The organism is Polaribacter sp. OB-PA-B3, from assembly GCF_054589375.1.
In genome coordinates, this window is sequence record NZ_BAAIIX010000002.1 from 622,354 (window position 1) to 639,356 (window position 17,003).

Sequence of the window (17,003 nt, forward strand, 5' to 3'; positions counted from 1 at the left end):
CAATGTCTAACTGTTTAATAATCAAAATATATGCTTAATAAAGCAATCAAATTTCTTATAGAAAATAAACTCGTTGCAGTACTACTACTCGTTCTTTTCGTAGGATGGGGAACAGTAAATGCACCTTTCAATTGGGATACAGGATTTTTACCAAGCAATCCAGTAGCAGTAGATGCCATACCAGATATAGGTGAAAACCAACAAATTGTATTTACAAAGTGGGATGGTCGTTCACCACAAGATATTGAAGACCAAATTACCTATCCATTAACCACATCCTTGTTAGGTATTCCTGGAGTAAAAACCATTCGTAGTTCTTCTATGTTCGGCTTTTCAAGTATCTATATCATTTTTGAAGAAGATATAGAATTTTACTGGAGTAGAAGTCGTATTCTCGAAAAACTCAACTCATTACCAAGTGGTTTATTACCTGAAGGTGTTAATCCTGCTTTGGGTCCAGATGCAACAGGATTAGGACAAATATTTTGGTACACTCTTGAAGGACGTGATGAAAACGGAAACGTAACTGGTGGTTGGGATTTACAAGAATTACGCAGTATTCAAGATTACTATGTAAAATATGCGCTATCATCTGCAAGTGGTGTTTCTGAAGTCGCTTCAATTGGTGGTTATGTTCAAGAATACCAAGTGGATGTCAACCCAGAATTGATGCGTCAATATAATATTGGTTTGCATCATATTGTAAAGGCAGTTAAGGAAAGTAATAAAGACATCGGTGCACAGACTATTGAAATCAATAATGCAGAATATTTAGTGCGTGGTTTAGGGTATGTCAAGTCTATTTCAGACATAGAAAATGCAGTAGTTACTTCCGAAGATTATACAGCAATACGAATTAAAGACATTGGAAAAGTATCATTAGGTCCTGCAACAAGACGTGGTTTATTAGATAAAGAAGGTGCAGAAGTTGTGGGTGCTGTTGTTGTGGCTCGTTATGGCGCAAACCCAATGGAAGTAATCAATAATGTAAAAGAAAAAATTAACGAATTAAGTGCAGGCTTACCTTCAAAAGTATTAGCAGACGGTAGAACTTCACAAGTCACAATAGTTCCATTTTACGATAGAACAGAACTCATTCAAGAAACATTAGGTACACTCAATGAAGCCTTAACATTAGAGATACTAATTACCATTTTGGTCATTATCATTATGGTATTCAATCTTCGAGCGTCTGTACTTATATCTGGACTTCTACCAGTTGCGGTTTTAATGGTGTTTATAGCTATGAAGTTCTTTGGTGTAGATGCAAACATTGTCGCTTTATCAGGTATAGCAATTGCTATAGGTACAATGGTCGATGTTGGTGTCATACTTTCAGAAAACATCATTAGGCATATAGATGAAAATGAAAATGTCATTCCGACAGAGGGAGGAACGAGCGACGAGGAATCTCATAAAGGATTAACAATAAATCAAATTGTTTATAATGCCACAGCTGAAGTTTCTGGTGCAATCGTTACCGCAGTAATGACAACAATAATCAGTTTCATTCCTGTATTTACAATGATTGGTGCAGAAGGTAAATTATTTAGACCATTAGCCTTTACAAAAACCTTTGCGTTAACCGCCTCTATTATTGTTGCTTTATTTTTAATACCACCATTTGCAGCATTTTTATTCAGAAAGAAAAGCATTAAAAACACTTTTAAATATGTTTTAAATGGTGTTTTAATAGCTTTAGGAATCATAGCAATAGTATATGGGTATTGGTTAGGGTTGATTTTGATAGCTTTCGGAATTACAGCACTTCTCAATCTTCAAAATAAGATAACAGACAAACAAACTAATCTTATCAATATCATTATTTCAGCATCTGCGATAGTATTCCTATTAGCCGAATATTGGCGACCATTAGGCGTTGATAAAAGCATCTTTTGGAATCTCATTTTTGTAAGTGTTATATGTTTTGGTTTATTAGGTGTTTTTTCGCTATTCATCAATTACTATACTCGTATTTTAAGTTGGTGTTTAGATAATAAATTATTATTTCTATCTGTACCAACAGCTATTGTAATTGCAGGGTTTTTCATTATGAAGAACACAGGCAAAGAGTTTATGCCATCCTTAAATGAAGGCTCATTTCTACTAATGCCAACTTCAATGCCTCATTCTGGCGTAGAAGAAAACAAACGAGTTTTACAGCAATTGGATATGGCAGTTGCCAGTATTCCAGAAATTGAAACAGTTGTGGGTAAAGCAGGTAGAACAGAATCAGCGTTAGACCCAGCACCTCTATCAATGTATGAGAACATTATTCAGTATAAATCAGAATATATGCTGAATGCAGATGGAGAAAGACAACGCTACAAAGTAAATGATGATGCTGCGTATATATTAAAAAACGGATTGTCATTGCGAGCGGAACAACGTGAAGCGTGGCAATCTCTCAATGCAAAAGAACAACTCATTCCAGATGACAATGGTGAATACTATCGTAATTGGCGACCAGAAATTGAATCGCCAGACGATATTTGGAATGAAATTGTAAGAGTTACCAAATTACCAGGTGTTACGTCAGCGCCAAAACTACAACCCATTGAAACGAGATTGGTAATGCTTCAAACAGGAATGCGAGCGCCTATGGGAATTAAGGTGAAAGGCCAAGACTTAAAGCAAATTGAATCGTTTGGTGTGCAATTGGAAAACATTATCAAAGAAGCTGAAGGAGTTAAAAAAGAAGCTGTTTTTGCAGACCGTATCGTTGGTAAACCCTATTTATTGATTGATATTGATAGAGAGAAAATCGCACGTTATGGAATTTCTATACAAGATGTTCAAGATGTATTAAAAGTAGCAGTTGGTGGTATGGTATTAACACAAACGGTTGAAGGCCGTGAGCGATATGGTGTTCGTGTGCGATACCCAAGAGAATTAAGAGCTAACCCAACAGACTTACAACAGATTTATGTGCCAGTTGAAAAAGGCAGTCCTGTTCCATTAAGCGAATTGGCAACTATTCGCTACGAACAAGGTCCACAAGTCATTAAAAGTGAAGACACCTTTTTAGTAGGTTATGTCTTGTTTGATAAATTAGATGGTTTTGCAGAAGTAAGCGTTGTTGAAAATGCACAAGCATTGATTCAAGAAAAGATAGATTCTGGTGAATTGATAGTTCCAAAAGGAATCAACTATGCATTCACAGGAACGTATGAAAATCAGTTACGAGCAGAAAAAACCTTATCGGTTGTTGTGCCATTAGCATTGGCAATCATTTTTTTAATACTGTATTTCCAATTCCGTTCTGTGGCAACCTCATTAATGGTGTTTACAGGAATTGCAGTAGCTTTTGCAGGTGGTTTTGTAATGATATGGCTTTATGGTCAAGATTGGTTTTTAAACTTCAACTTCTTTGGCGAAAATCTGCGAGACTTATTCCAGATGCACCCAATTAATTTAAGTGTGGCTGTTTGGGTAGGCTTTATTGCACTATTTGGTATTGCAACAGATGATGGTGTGGTTATGGCAACGTATTTAACGCAAACTTTTGATAGAAATACACCAGAGAATAAAAAGGAAATTAGAGCATCTATAGTAGAAGCTGGAGAAAAACGTATAAGACCCTGTTTAATGACAACAGCAACCACCATTTTAGCATTATTACCAATACTAACCTCTACTGGACGAGGAAGCGATATTATGATTCCAATGGCAATACCAAGTTTTGGCGGAATGTTAATCGCTTTAATCACCTTATTTGTTGTACCAGTTTTATATAGCTGGAAAGCCGAAGTTCAACTTAAAAGAGCATCAAAATGAAACATATAAAAACAGTCTTTTTTCTTTTTTCAATTCTCTTTTGTCTCAAAGGTAACGCCCAACAATTAGAAATTTTAATTAATCAAGCGTTGGAAAACAATCCAGAAATTCAAAAATTCGAGTTACAGTACAAAAGAGTTTCTGAAAAAGTAAACGAAGTCAATACGATACCTAATACTGAATTTGGTGTAGGTTACTTTGTGCGCGAACCAGAAACGAGAACAGGAGCGCAACGATTTAAAGTATCGGCTAAACAAATGTTACCGTGGTTTGGTACAATTACATCAAGAGAAAATTATGTGAGTTCGTTAGCCGATGTAAAATATGAAGACATCGTTATTGCAAAGCGAAAATTGATGGCTTCTGTATCACAATCCTATTATAATTTATACGCCTACAAAGCGAAACAAAGGGTGCTAACAGAAAACATTAAACTATTGGAAACCTATGAGACATTAGCACTAACATCTGTTGAGGTTGGTAAAGCATCTGCTGTAGATGTATTGCGATTACAAATGCGTCAAAACGAAATGCAACAACTAAAAGATGTTTTAAGGCAACAGTTTTTAGCAGAACAAACGAATCTGAATAACCTTTTGAACAGAGAAAATGATGCTGCTGTTAGGGTGGTAGATAGTCTAATGATGCCTTCAGAAGACTTTGAAGTCACTACTAAAAATTTAGCATTGCATCCTGAATTGTTAAAGTATGATAAACTATTTCAATCCATTGAGCAATCAGAATTACTAAACCAAAAAGAAAGCAGTCCTTTGATTGGTTTTGGATTAGACTACATCAATGTTTCTGAAAGACCAGGTATGAATTTCTCGGATAACGGTAAAGATATTGTGATGCCAATGGTTTCGTTGTCAATCCCAATTTTTAATAAAAAATATAAATCTCAAACCAAGCAAAATGAGTTAGAACAGCAAGAAATAACATCTCAAAAACAAGAAAGACTAAATACTTTGGAAACACTTTTAGACAAGGCAGTAAATGAGCGTATATCAGCAAGAATAAGTCATAAAACAGCAATCAAAAACATAAAACAAGCTAAAGACGCAGAACAAATCCTGATAAAAAGCTATGAAACTGGTACGATTGATTTTAAAGATGTTTTAGATATTCAAGAACTGCAATTAAAGTTTCAAATGAGCCAGATAGAAGCGATTAAAAATTATTATTTACAGAGTACCATTATTAATTATTTAATTCAATAACAATGAAACATACATATAAAATAACAGGAATGACCTGTGGCAGTTGTAAAGCATCTGTAGAAAAAAGCTTAGAAAGCATTGACAATGTTACTAATATCGAAGTTAATCTCGAAAAAGGAGAAGCTACTATCACTATGGAAAAGCACATTGAGGTAGAAGAACTTCAAAAATCTTTAGCTACAAAATATACCATATCTCAAAAAGAGGAAAAGAACGTCTTTTCGTCTTCTCAATTTATGAATGTTGAAGCTGTAGAAGAAAAAAGCAAACTACAGCAACTAAAGCCTTTACTACTAATCATCTTTTATATAGCAACCGCAAGTGTATTATTGCATTATAAAGACTGGAGTTGGAGTGCATTTATGCTCGACTTTATGGGCTTATTCTATATCGTGTTTAGTTTCTTCAAAATGTTAGATTTAAAAGGCTTCCCAGAATCATTTAAAATGTACGACCCGTTAGCAAAAAAAGTTCCTGCTTATGGATGGATTTATCCATTTATTGAAACCGCTTTGGGTTTAATGTTTTTGTTGCGATTTGAAGTTAAAATTGGTTTAGTAATAACACTTGTTGTATTAGGTATTACAACCATTGGTGTAACTAAAACCTTATTGGATAAAAAATCTATTAGATGTGCTTGTTTAGGTACAGCTTTAAAGTTACCAATGACAGAAGCCACGTTTATTGAGAATGCCATAATGATTGTAATGGCAATACTAATGTTAACAAATATTTTTTAAGAATGAAAAAAATACTACAAATATCCGTGATAATTACACTTCTTTTCGCCTGTAAAAACGAATCCAAAAAAGAGGTAAAAAATGAGCAACAACACCACAAAGTTGAAAAGAAAGAAACACCAAAGAAGAAACCATTAAGCCCACACACATCTACAATGGCAATGATTGGTGATGCACATATTCATATAGACTATTCGTCACCAGGAGTTAGAGGACGTATCATCTTTGGTGGATTAGTTGGTTATAATAATGTCTGGCAAGCAGGTGCACATAATGCCACTTGGATTGAAACCAATAAAGATTTAATTATTAATGGTGAGGTGCTTCCAAAAGGGAAGTATGGCTTTTTCACAATTCCATCAAAAGAGGATTGGACTATAATGATTAATAAAAACTGGAATCAACACGGGAAAGACGATTATAATGAAAATGATGATGTGATACGATTTAAAGTGACACCAAGTATTTCTGACAAAATTACAGAGCATTTAGTGTATAGAATAAATAAGATTAGTGATACAGAAGGAAGTATTTCTCTTGCTTGGGAGAAGGTAACAATTAGTTTTCCATTCAAAATAAATCAATAAAATGGTAAACAGGCATACAGCATTAAAAATTAGAAAAACCCATAGATATTTAGGCTTGTTTTTGGGTATTCAATTTTTGTTTTGGACAATTAGTGGATTGTATTTTAGTTGGACAGATATTGATGAGATACACGGTGACCATTTCAAGAATTTAGATTATCAACCACAAGCTTTCAATAATTTAATTAGTCCATCACAACTCAATGTTACTAATGGCATCAATACTATTGAATTGAGAGACATTAACAATACACCTTACTATTGGGTAAATAAAAAACAATTATACAGTGCTATTGATGGAAGTCCAAAGAATAGCATCACAAAAGATGAAGCACTTTATATAACAAAAAACTATATAAAAAGCGATTTGGTAGTTGAAAATGTAGAGCAAATTAATGAGACTGGAAAGCACCACGAGTATAGAGAAAAGTTATTGCCAGCTTATGTGATTTCTTATAAATCTGACGAAGCATTAAAAGCTTATGTGTCCGTAAAAGATGGAAAATTTCAAACTGTAAGACATCGTAGTTGGCGTTCGTTCGATTTTTTATGGATGACGCACACAATGGATTATGAAGGTAGAGATAACTTTAATACAGTAGTTTTAAGAGCTTTTTCACTTCTAGGGCTAATAACGGTATTAAGCGGATTTCTATTATGGTTTACTTCCTCACCTACGATTAGAAAATTAAAAAAGGAAAGAAAATAATATTAATACTAAAAACAGAAATTATGAACAATCAAGAACACAAACACAACGAAAAGGGTTTGAGCAATTACACTAAATTCTTTTTAATGTTAGGGGCATCATTTATAGCAATGTACATTACAATGTATTTAAATACCTATGAATTTGACCACGTTTGGTTTAGTCTCACACGTTTTTATATGGTTTGTTTGGGTATTGCCACAATGGCATTAATTATGTTTTTCTTTATGAGAAATATGTATAAAAATAAAAAGAAGAATTTAGGAATTGTCATAGGTAGTATAGTGCTATTTCTTGGTGCTTTAGGGTTAGTACGTGACCAAAAATCAACCGTAGGTGATGTCCTTTGGATGAAGGGTATGATACCACATCATTCCATAGCAATCTTAACAAGTGAAAGAGCAGACATAAAAGATCCTGAAGTCAAAAAGTTAGCAGAGGATATCATAAAAGCACAGAAGAAAGAAATAGAAGAAATGAAAGCAATGATAAATCGTTTACAGAATGAAAAATAATAAAATAGTCATATACATAGGATTACTCGCAGTAGGCTTACTCTTGGGTTGGTTACTTTTTGGTAGTTCATCAAACGAAGAGACAGCACATAATCACAATGAAGTTTCAGAAACCAATCAAATGTGGACGTGTTCTATGCATCCACAAATTATGCAACCAGAATCAGGTGATTGTCCTATTTGTGGGATGGATTTAATTCCTTCCGAAAGTGGAAATGATGGCCTGTTAGCAGACCAATTCAAGTTAACTGAAAATGCGATGGCATTAGCCAATATTCAAACAACCATAGTCGGTAATGGAAATGTTGTTAGCAACACCATTAAACTATCAGGTAAAATTGCTGAAAATGAAGAAGCAAACGCAGTACAAGTTAGTTATTTTTCGGGCAGAATAGAACGTTTAAATGTCAGTTTTACAGGTGAAGAAGTACGTAAAGGTCAGCTATTAGCAACTATTTATTCGCCAGAATTGTATGCAGCACAACAAGAGTTAATTACAGCATCATCTTTAAAGGAATCGCAACCTGCATTATATAAGGCAGTTCATAATAAACTAAAATTATGGAAGCTATCTGAAAATCAAATTAATCAAATAGAAGAAACTGGAAAAGTAAAAGAAAACTTTCCAGTCTATGCTACGGTTTCAGGTACAGTTACCGCAAAATTAGTAGAACAAGGCGACTACATCAAACAAGGTCAACCATTGCTTAAAATTGCGAATCTAAACACGGTTTGGGCAAATTTTGATGTCTATGAAAACCAGATAGAATTATTTAAAAAAGGTCAAGAAGTTTCTGTGTCAACGAATGCATATCCTAATAGAGAGTTTAAAGGGAAAGTAGATTTCATTGAACCAATATTAAATACCAAAACAAGAACAGTAACCTTACGTGTGGTGCTTAATAATAAGAACGATGTATTTAAACCAGGAATGTTTGTAACCGCCAATATTGAACGAGTTTCAAGTAGTAATGATGAGGTATTAACAATCCCAGCCTCTGCTGTACTTTGGACAGGTGAGCGTTCTGTTGTGTATTTAAAAACCAATCCAGACCAAACCATTTTTGAAATGCGCGAAGTTGTTTTAGGCAATCAAATTGGTAATGAATATGAAGTTTTAGAAGGTTTATTTGTTGGCAATGAAATCGTGACTAACGGAACATTTACGGTTGATGCAGCAGCTCAATTACAAGGCAAAAAATCAATGATGAATAAGGCAGGTGGTAAAGTAATGACAGGTCACGAAGGACATACAATGGATATGATGACAGAAAAGGTTGATTTTAATAGTACTGTTGAAAAATCATTTCAACCTATTATTGACGCTTATGTCAATCTTAAAGATGCTTTAATTCAGTCTGATATATCGTTAGCATCATCCAAAAGTGAAGCATTTAGAAAAGCATTGGAAGAAATGCCAGTAAGTCAAAGAGAGCAAACGCATAATTACTGGGCTATTTTGCATAAAACATCTAAAGGTATAAATGAAAATGTAACTCTGGAACATCAACGTAAACAGTTTCAAACAATTTCCGATAAGCTTATAGAAATGGTTAAAAACTTTGATAAGGTAAATGATAAGCTATATGTACAATTTTGTCCTATGGCAGATAACAATAACGGTGCGTATTGGTTGAGTAAAGAAGAACAAGTTTTAAACCCATATTTTGGTGACGCAATGCTTAAATGTGGTGAGGTTAAACAAACAATAAAATAAATAAACACTGATAATAATTAAATTTTAAAAAATGAAGAAAGTAATTTTAAGTGTAGCTGTAATAATAGCTATGGGATTAACAAGTTGTAAAAACGAAACTAAAAAAGTTGAAGAAACTACAACAACAGAAGTGTCAAAAGAAATTGCAATGACAGATTTATCTTTTGGTGTGAGAGGTAATTGTGGTATGTGTAAAAGTACCATTGAAAAAGCAGCCAATAGTGTTGAAGGTGTTGCAAGTGCCAATTGGGATGTCGATAAAAAGAAGATTGATGTTTCTTTTGATGATACCAAAACAGATGCAATGGCAATTCATAAGGCAATAGCAGCATCAGGTTATGACACCGAAAAAGTTACAGGAAGTGAAGAAGCCTATAAAGATTTACCAGGTTGTTGTCAATACGACCACGAAATGGCTATGAATCAAACAGGAGAAATGAAATCGGAAGACCATTCAAATCACGATCATTAAGCCAATAATTTAAGAGTCTTTTTCGAAAGGCTCTTTTTTATTCCCCACAACCCAAAACCCAGTTTTCTCGTACCTCAAAATCCTCTGTTTTTTGTGTTGTTCCGCTCGCCACAAAAGTTTAGCGTTTTTTTTGTCTTTAAGGTAATAGCATATTACAGCTTTGGTTTTCATAAAATCAAACCAAACTGCAATAAGCTATTCTTTTATTATTCTATCATAAAACCCTAAACTCACCCAAGCTATGTTACATAATACAAGTTATAGTAGCAAAAATCCTTTCAAGGGTTTGCTAACGCAGTATTCTTATATTTTCGTAGCTATAACGTATTTTTGTATGGAAAGTTGCGATTTTTGTGAACGAGGAATTTCCAACGGAAATTCAGAAGTTTACAAAAATGCAACAGCCTTTGTTTAAGCTAAAAGTAGCAATTTTTTATACAAGTTGTTGGCAAATGCGTGATCTTTTTATTTCGTTCAACTTTTTCATAATTTTCTTTTTTTTCAAAATTCAAACTCTGAGTGAGAATTCCGTAAACTTGCTAAATTCAGAGTTTGAGTAAGAATTCCACCATTTTGTTTTTCCGTATTTTGCTAAATTCCGCAAACTTGCTAAATTTAAGGCTTGAGTGAAAATTCCGCAATTTTGTATTTTCAGGGTTTGAGTAAATTCCATTTTATTAAATTTTTCAAACTCTCCAATTTTTACAAAATTTCACGAGCGAGAGACTGTTCCATAAATTTTAAATTACTACATTTTCCGAAATTGGGTTTTGAAAAGAGAGGAAAAGCAAGAAGTAAATTTATAAAACAGACTTTATTTTGGCGCCTTTCCCGAGTTTTTGCCAACTGGTATTATGTAAAATATCCGCTTATCCCACGCTCACATCCGTTATTAACAATGAAGTTTAGATATTTAAATAACATTCAGTCTTTAATGCATTGTTTTTATAAGTGCTATTATAGTTTCAATAAGATGCTCTTGTTAGAATGTAAAATAGAACTTTATAAGATTAATTGTTAAGCACCTATAAAATCATAAAAAGCCAATAAGAGTATAACTTATTATTTGTCAGAAAATTCGTAAAGTTGTTTTCACTAAAATTGGATATTTTAGTAAGTTTATAAAAGTAAATAACACTCTACTTTATTGATATTAATAATACAATTAGAGCATCCAATTTTAAAGAAACCAATCAATAAACTTAGTACAAAACAAATAATAAGTTACACACTTATTTTCGCTGCTGCCCACGCACTAGGTACTCCGTCATTAATTATTTAAAAAAAGAAACCCACATCGTTGAGAGGTGGGTAAAAAATTGCTATGAAAAAGAATGTGAGCGTAAACTCACAATATTAAAGATACTAAATTTTAAAGAACATTTTTAGTTTATTATTTCTTATCTCATTCATCTGCACAAAACCATCGCTAAGTCCAAGTATTCCTTATCTCAAGTCTTTGTTTGTTTCATTTCGCTAACAAATAGTAATTTTAATCCTATAAATCAAAAGTCATTTAATTTAAAAATAAAAAAGATGGTTACAAAAACAATTCAAATTACAGAGGTTACAATAGATGAATTAGCTGATAAGGTTTCAGATATACTTTTATTAAAAATAGAGAATTATATTAAAGAATTAACAAAACCAAAAAACAATAAATTATTAACACATAAAGAAGTGGCTGTAATGTTAAGAGTTAGTTTAGTTACAATTGGTGTATGGTCTAAAGTAGGTATATTAAATCCAATTCGTATGGGGAATAGAATTTTCTTTAAAGAACAGGATATATTAAATACTTTAGAACAACAATCAATAAATAAAAAAAGATAGCAAATATAAGTGCCTTGCATCATCCAACGCTTTTAGGTTATCAAGGTCAAGCCCTACGGGTTTTGAATAAAACTTTTTTTAATAGCCTTTTATCTTTTTTGTTCAAATTTTTTACTTAAAAAACTTTTACCCAAAAACCTTGACAACCTATCCTAAGGCACAAGTCTAAGGCATATCTCTTTTTACTTCCAAAAAAATGTGCGAAGCGCAGCGAAGCATAATTTTAATTGGATACCTATGTCAACTTTTGAAATCAAGACCCACCAGATTGGACGCACTTACTCAAACCCACATTTTTTTATTTTAAACAAAGGGCTAAACAGCGGAAAACCTTTATCTCTCTCCTGCCCTAATTGTTTTGTAATAATAACAAAAACAGAAAAAGAAAAAAACATATTATATCATTTATCTATGATGCTGCAAATTGGCGGATATTATGCATATTATTTAAAAGGCAGTGCTATTCCTTTTATTTCTATAAACGATTGTAAAAACACTTTATTAAAAGGTTTTGAATCAAGTAAAAATTCAGAATTTAATAAGCATATAAAAGCTGTCAGTATAATTTCTAAAAAAGAAAAAGAACTACAATATGTCATTAAAAAAATGTCACTTTTAAAAAAAGCATACATTAAAAATGTCTTTAAAGACGCAAATTAAGGCAACAAAAGGCAACAAAAACAGAACGCATCAAATTGCATAATAATTGGTGTATATTAATATAGTTGGTACAAGTTAAAACCAAGTCCGTACCAACTCCAAATGTATATTAATATTTAAATCGTAGTAAAATGGGTAAAATTTCACAAGGTATTTTAGGTGGATTATCTGGTAAGGTTGGAAACGTTATCGGAGGAAATTGGAAGGGAATTGATTATTTAAGAATCAAACCTTCAAGTGTTAAAAACCCTCGAACAGAGGGACAAGTAAATCAACGTAATAGATTCTCTATTACTTTAAACTATTTACAACCAAATTTAGGTTTTATTAAATTAGGTTATAAATCGTTTGCAACAAAAAAGACTGAATTCAATGCTGCAATGTCTTATGTATTGAATAATGCAGTTAGTGGTACAGCTCCAAACTTCACTATTGATTACTCTTTAGCATTGTTAAGTAGAGGTACTTTATCAGGAGTATTAAATGGAACTACTGATTTGTCAACTGCTGGAGAAGTAACTTTCAATTGGGATGATAATTCAACAGAAGGAAATGCAAATGCAGATGACAAAGCAATGATCCTTGTTTACAATCCAGACAAAAAAGAATCTATTTATGTTTTGGATGGTGCAAATAGAACAACTGGAACAGATGTAATTTCAATTCCAAGTTCTTATGTAGGTGACACTGTACACCTTTTTATGGCATTTGTTACTTCTGATAATAGTACAGTATCAAATAGTATTTATTTAGGCTCTGGAACAGCTATTTAATTTTTGATGTTTTAATTGAAAAACCACTCAAATGAGTGGTTTTTTTTATGCTATATTTGTTCTTCAATCTATTGTTATTTATTCCCAAGTTTCCTTTAACATGTATAATCTGTACCCTATTTGTTGCCCTATCACTTCAAACCTACTAAAATCAAGGGTAGTTAAATATTGTATCGGAAAATAAAATTGAGATTTTTTTCAGCCTTAATAAGCTGAAAAAAATCTAAGTTTTAAATATTAATTTACTCTACTATTTTAATATCTACAGAAGTTCTAGATTGCCAACCCGTTTGGTCTGTTACAGAATATGCACAATGATAATCACCAGTATCAATATCTTCTGGAATTTTAATTAATACATTAATTTCATAGTTTGTAGATTCTTCTTCAATTTCAAAATTTTCTACATAAATTAACGGATTATCAGCTTGCTTTAATGGTTCTAAGCTACATTCTGCAATTTGATCATCGTGTGTATGATGATCGAAGTTATGGTGAATATCTATACTATAAGAAGCCAAAGCTTTATTATCTGTAACCTTAGCTCTAAAGCTATAAGTTTCTCCTCTTTTTAATTGAGTACATCCTTTAGGAAAACCTTCGTTGTAGTTGATACTTATTGTTGGCTTTTCTACATCTTTATCTATGCTGTCACTACCAGAACAAGCAGCAAAAAATAATATAAATAATAAAAGATAAAAATAATTTAGGTTTGTTTTCATATAATAAGCTTTAAACCGCATAATAATAATTTACTATGCGGTTAATTAGATTTAATTATGCAGTTACATCAATATGAGTTTCATATTCTTTAGTATTACCGTCTTCATCTTCTACGGTAAACATAATGTGATACTCTCCTGCCGGCGCAGTTGCTGGTACATCAATGTGCTCATGAAATTCTACTGAAGTTTTTTCATGGTAATCTCCTAAATATTCCTTTTCAAAATCCCACTCTACTTCTCCATCACCTACAGCAAGATCATGTGCATGAATATCTACAGAAATACTGTGAATTCCGTTTACAGCATCAATCATAAACTCTGCATGTAAATCTTTACCTCTTTGAACTGTTGTATCTACAGACATTTCACTTAATGTAATTGGGTCTAAAACATCTACATGTCCTTCAACTTCTGTAGTATTTCCTAACTCATCAGTAACTACTAATTCTACGTGATATTCTCCTGCAGGAATATTTGCAGGTATATCAACATGCTCATGAAAAGTTGGGTTAATAACTAAGTATTTGGCATCTGTATACACTTGCTCAAACTCCCATTCTACTTCGTTGTCACCAACAGCTAAATCATGTCCGTGGATATGTAAAGTAATACTACTTACTACTGCTTCTGCTGTAATATCTGCTTCTAAATGAATATCAGAACCTTTGTATGCAACTTGCTCTGTTGTATGATCACTTCCTTCTCCGAATTCGAAGTTGGAAATTACTGGTGCACTTAATTCGATTTCTTCTTCGCTACTACAAGATTGTAAAGTAATACCGACAAATGCGATAATGGCTAAAAATTTAAAATTTGTTTTCATAATTTTGGTTTTAATTGTGTTTGAATTAATTATTGATTATTGATTTATATTAAAAAGGAATGGTTATCGACACCGACACGTTTCTACCTGCTTCTGGCACATCTATTAATCTGTAAAAACTAGTATGATTAAAATATTTAGTATCGAAAACATTATTTAATTTTACTCTCATTTCTAAAGGATTGTTGTTTTTAAAAACATCTAAATCTGCTAAAAAAGACATATTTAAAACCTGATAACCCTCTGTTTTTTCTTCTGGTGGCACAATTTCTTCTTGAGCTGCAGTTATTCTTAAATCTGCCATAAATTGCGGATTCTTAAAAAACATTAATTTTTCTAACTTATAATTAAAAGATAAAACAGTAGATAAAGGCGGAGAAAAAGGAAGTGTAAATCCTTCTTTTGGTCCGCTAGTTTGTCTAGAGTATACATACTCTAAAGACGCGTTTAATAATAATTGCTTAGTAATAGTTGCATTTGCTCTTAACTCACCTCCTGCCCTAAAAACTTTAGCTTGCGTGTACTCGTAAATTTGCAAAGTTTCGTAGTAATTTGGTGTAGGATTTAAATAAATATAATTATCAAAAATATTTACAAACGGACTTAACCCAATACCAAATATATCATTCGAATGATCTATGTCTAAATCTAATTGATATGATACTTCTGGATCTAAATTGATATTACCCCTTTCATATCTATACATATGATAATTAACTCCATCCGAGGCTAACTCACTAGACAATGGCATTCTAAAACTTCTACCAACATTAACTTTGTAAGTTGTTTTATTATGAATATAACTAAGGCCAAAAGAAGCACTTAAATTACCAAAGTTTACCGTTTTATTTTTTGATCTCTGTAAAAACACATTAGATGTAGAACCATCATTATTTTTTACTCTAGATTGAAACCAATCAAAATATGCTTTTGTATCTACAAAACCATAATCGTAACGCAAACCTCCTAAAAAATGTAAATTAGAATTTATTTCATATTGATCGTATGCAAAAGCTCCTGCAGTAAATCGATTATATTCAGGAATCAAAAATCCCCAACCACCAATATTGTTATCTTGATATTCTACATTTAAACCAACAACCATATTATGCTTATAATTAGGTTTAAAAGCATCTCTTGCATTAAATGTAAATGTGTTTTTCTTAAAAATTCTTTCTACTGGGTTTAAAGGAGTTGGCATAAAACCGTGTGGCACAGGTTCTGAATGTTCTTCTCTATGATTGTTTTGAAATCCGAAGTCGAAATGCAACGTGTGATTCTCTAAATTAACTGTAGTATTATTCGTAATTTTAAAGTGATTTACTTTGTGAAACGGTAAATCGACATCTCTATTAGAATTATCATAATCTATACTAGAAGTTCTAACTTCTAAACCGTGTGCATTCGCAAAAAATCCGTTTTTAGCATTTACATTACTAAATACAGTTTCTGTTGTAATATCTTTTCCAATAAACCCAAAACTAAAACTTGCATCTGCCTCATTACCTGCAGTATTTCTTAAATTATTTTCATGTAAATTAAAAACGTAATTTTCATAATTAATTTGATCTGCAGGTACTTTGTAATCTGCATAATCTCTATAAGTTAATCGACCACGATAAAACCAATTTTGTTTTCTAGTTGCAATTCCTGCAGAAATTCCTAATAAATCATTATTGCTTTCTCCTAGAATATTTACTTCTCCTTTTGTTGAATTTGGTGACGGAATTTTATTTGGCTGAATGTCTACAACACCAGCAATTGCATCCGAACCATACAACAAAGATGCGGGTCCTTTTATAATTTGAATATTTTCTATACCGTGTTGATCTATTTCTAAACCATGATCGTTTCCCCACTGTTGTGCCTCGTGTTTTATACCGTTTTGAACTACGGCAACTCTATTAAATCCTAAACCTCTAATTACAGGTTTCGATTGCCCAGAACCTATATTAATAGTGCTTACTCCAGGAATTTTGCTAAGAGTTTGCATTAAACTATTTTCTCTATTACTTTTTAAAAATTCTTTTGAAACCATTTGTGAAACGATAGGCGTTTCTTTAAACTTTCTTTTTTTAGATTTACCTAAAACTTTAATTTCGTTTAATGTTGTAGTAGCTTCATTTAAATAAATAGTTATATTTTTTTCTTCGGAATTTATAGTTACAGGAATTGTTTTTGCTTTAAAACCTACATGAGATATTTTGAAACTGTAAGTTCCGTTAATAAAGTTTTTTAATTTAAACTCACCGTTTTTAGATGAAATGGCATAACCTTTCTTACTTAAAATATTAGCACCTTCTATAGGTTTTAATGTTTTTGCGTTACGAACAATTCCGTTAATTTGATAAGTCTTTTGTGCTATTGTTTGAAAACAAATGCAACAAAAGAGTAATAAACTCAATAAAAATTTAAACATAATTGTATTCTATAAGATTTACACAGTGTTCTC

The 17,003-nt window shown here is 32.2% G+C and carries 14 protein-coding genes; 11 read left to right on the forward strand and 3 right to left on the reverse strand.

The genetic code is table 11. The features are described 5' to 3' along the window. The first annotated feature begins 30 nt into the window (after positions 1-30). The 11 genes from ACYPV9_RS06645 (at position 31) to ACYPV9_RS06695 (ending at position 13,003) form a co-directional block, all read left to right on the forward strand. Positions 31-3,777 (forward strand): efflux RND transporter permease subunit, encoded by a 3,747-nt coding sequence (locus ACYPV9_RS06645; protein WP_459742491.1) that lies wholly within the window; start codon positions 31-33, stop codon positions 3,775-3,777. Then, positions 3,774-4,997: a TolC family protein gene (locus ACYPV9_RS06650; protein WP_299059526.1), complete on the forward strand. Its 1,224-nt coding sequence runs from the start codon at positions 3,774-3,776 to the stop codon at positions 4,995-4,997. Before ACYPV9_RS06645 ends, ACYPV9_RS06650 begins: the two co-directional genes overlap by 4 nt. A 2-nt stretch (positions 4,998-4,999) precedes the next feature. Then, the gene (locus ACYPV9_RS06655) at positions 5,000-5,737 is read left to right on the forward strand and encodes a heavy-metal-associated domain-containing protein (protein WP_299059523.1); all 738 of its coding nucleotides are present in this window, start codon (positions 5,000-5,002) and stop codon (positions 5,735-5,737) included. Positions 5,738-5,739: 2 nt separating this feature from the next. Continuing rightward, the gene (locus tag ACYPV9_RS06660) at positions 5,740-6,324 is read left to right on the forward strand and encodes a DUF2911 domain-containing protein (RefSeq protein ID WP_299059520.1); all 585 of its coding nucleotides are present in this window, start codon (positions 5,740-5,742) and stop codon (positions 6,322-6,324) included. Between the two features lies 1 nt (position 6,325). Beyond that, a complete protein-coding gene (locus ACYPV9_RS06665) occupies positions 6,326-7,033 on the forward strand; it encodes a PepSY domain-containing protein (protein WP_299059517.1) in 708 nt (235 codons plus the stop codon). A 23-nt stretch (positions 7,034-7,056) separates the two neighbouring features. After that, a complete protein-coding gene (locus tag ACYPV9_RS06670) occupies positions 7,057-7,548 on the forward strand; it encodes a DUF305 domain-containing protein (protein ID WP_459742495.1) in 492 nt (163 codons plus the stop codon). Beyond that, positions 7,538-9,265 carry an efflux RND transporter periplasmic adaptor subunit gene (locus ACYPV9_RS06675; RefSeq protein WP_299059513.1) on the forward strand — a complete coding sequence of 576 codons (1,728 nt, stop codon included), beginning with the start codon at positions 7,538-7,540 and terminating at the stop codon, positions 9,263-9,265. Before ACYPV9_RS06670 ends, ACYPV9_RS06675 begins: the two co-directional genes overlap by 11 nt. 31 nt (positions 9,266-9,296) lie before the next feature. After that, complete coding sequence (locus tag ACYPV9_RS06680) at positions 9,297-9,737, forward strand: heavy-metal-associated domain-containing protein (protein ID WP_299117259.1); 441 nt, start codon at positions 9,297-9,299, stop codon at positions 9,735-9,737. Between the two features lie 1,536 nt (positions 9,738-11,273). Then, on the forward strand, positions 11,274-11,570 hold the full coding sequence (locus ACYPV9_RS06685; RefSeq protein WP_459742497.1) for a helix-turn-helix domain-containing protein: 297 nt from the start codon (positions 11,274-11,276) through the stop codon (positions 11,568-11,570). Positions 11,571-11,807: 237 nt separating this feature from the next. Continuing rightward, positions 11,808-12,230: a DUF6943 family protein gene (locus tag ACYPV9_RS06690; protein ID WP_459742499.1), complete on the forward strand. Its 423-nt coding sequence runs from the start codon at positions 11,808-11,810 to the stop codon at positions 12,228-12,230. Positions 12,231-12,361: 131 nt separating this feature from the next. Then, positions 12,362-13,003: a DUF6266 family protein gene (locus ACYPV9_RS06695; protein WP_459742501.1), complete on the forward strand. Its 642-nt coding sequence runs from the start codon at positions 12,362-12,364 to the stop codon at positions 13,001-13,003. A gap of 242 nt (positions 13,004-13,245) precedes the next feature. Here the strand turns inward: ACYPV9_RS06695 and ACYPV9_RS06700 are convergent, their stop codons facing one another. Genes ACYPV9_RS06700 through ACYPV9_RS06710 form a run of 3 tightly spaced genes read right to left on the reverse strand, consistent with a single transcriptional unit; the run spans position 13,246 to position 16,970 of the window. Further along, on the reverse strand, positions 13,246-13,725 hold the full coding sequence (locus ACYPV9_RS06700) for a DUF4625 domain-containing protein (RefSeq protein ID WP_299059494.1): 480 nt from the start codon (positions 13,723-13,725) through the stop codon (positions 13,246-13,248). Positions 13,726-13,780: 55 nt separating this feature from the next. Then, positions 13,781-14,551: a DUF4625 domain-containing protein gene (locus ACYPV9_RS06705; protein ID WP_299059491.1), complete on the reverse strand. Its 771-nt coding sequence runs from the start codon at positions 14,549-14,551 to the stop codon at positions 13,781-13,783. Between the two features lie 49 nt (positions 14,552-14,600). Then, positions 14,601-16,970 (reverse strand): TonB-dependent receptor, encoded by a 2,370-nt coding sequence (locus tag ACYPV9_RS06710; RefSeq protein WP_459742503.1) that lies wholly within the window; start codon positions 16,968-16,970, stop codon positions 14,601-14,603. Positions 16,971-17,003 lie beyond the last annotated feature (33 nt).